Here is a 1,396-nt window from a genome sequence, read left to right as displayed (position 1 = left end):
GATTTCGCATTCTCTGGCGTTACTTCGAGAATTTTATTAAAGCGAATCACTTTCTTATCCATATCGACGTCGGCTTTGCCCAGACCTTCAATGCTCAGGTCTTTAGTGACTTCTTTACCCTGCAGCAGCTGATCGGCAACCGAAACCAGAGCGTAACCGGCATCTTTTGGATCCCACAGCAGGACTTTTTTGATGTCACCGCGCATCAGATATGGCGCAGCCTGAGCCGGCATAGCGATACCGACAACTGCGATCTTGTTTTTCGCGCGCTTCTGCTGAACCGCCTGACCGGCACCGATCGGACCGAGCGAGCCGAAACCGATAATCCCTTTCAGATCAGGATAGGTTTTCATTAAATCCAGCGTGGTGGAATATGACTTATCAATATTTTCAGCCACCGGCAGGCGTGACGTGACTTCATGCATGTCCGGGTATTTTTCTTTCTGATATTTGATCGCCGCGTTGGCCCACGCATTATGTAATGGCACGGTCAAAGAGCCGACATAAATGGCATAACCGCCTTTGCCACCCATATCTTTTGCCAGCTCGTCCATATTGGCTTCCGCATATTTCTGGCTGTCGATGGTTTCAACATCCCACTGACCAATTTGCTGGTCCGGCGATTCATGGGTTAATACCACGATGCCCTGGTCGCGCGCTTTTTTCAGTACCGGCTCCAGTACTTTGGCATCGTTTGGCACCACAATGATGGCGTCAACTTTTTTGGCAATCAGATCTTCAATCACCTTGACCTGCTGCGCCGGATCGGGCGTCGAGGCGCCAACCTGATAGGCGTTGACATCCAGTTTCTGCGCGGCTTCTTTTACGCCGACTTCCATGCGGGTGAACCACGGAATACCGGTAACTTTGGCCACCACCGCGATATCGTAAGGTTTGGCAGCGAATGAGGGTGTTGTGAATAACATGCACGCTGAAACCACACATGCGCTGACTAATGCGAGGTTAAATTTCATTTTGGTACCTTTCTGATGAGGTTCTGATATAGGGAACAGGCGGTTGCTATTTAATTCACGCTCAGAGATTAACTTACCCGTACATAGGTTTTCGCGCAGATGTGATGGAAATGTGAGCAAAGCCCATTAATGTTAAATTATATAATTATTCGTGTTAATAAATAGTTAACCACAAAGCCGAGGTGGCAAGCTTTCGGGGCTGATGATGGCTTTAGCTGCCAAAATGAAACATTAAACACCAATAAATTAACAATATTTTTACATACCAGTGTCCCGCAGAGAGATTTATGGCTGAAAAGTTAGCGCCATCTATTTTAAATTGCACGGATTGTGAACAGCGTCACGGGAGCAGGCCAAGAGGTTTTGCACTGCCTGCGCAAGTGTCCGGAGACGATGTAGACACATCCGCACCAGAGGCAGAT

Annotated in this window: 1 protein-coding gene; it reads right to left on the bottom strand. The window is 48.1% G+C overall.

Translation table 11 applies throughout. The features are described 5' to 3' along the window. On the bottom strand, positions 1 to 974 hold a 974-nt coding region (locus QMM04_RS22495; protein WP_282997107.1), incomplete at its 3' end, for an autoinducer 2 ABC transporter substrate-binding protein. Between the last annotated feature and the right edge of the window lie 422 nt (positions 975 to 1,396).

Origin of the sequence: Pantoea sp. Pa-EAmG, assembly GCF_030024295.1 — a bacterium.
Lineage (GTDB): Bacteria > Pseudomonadota > Gammaproteobacteria > Enterobacterales > Enterobacteriaceae > Pantoea > Pantoea dispersa.
The sequence above is the reverse complement of the archived record's forward strand: the minus strand, read 5'-3'. Positions and strand labels throughout refer to the sequence as shown.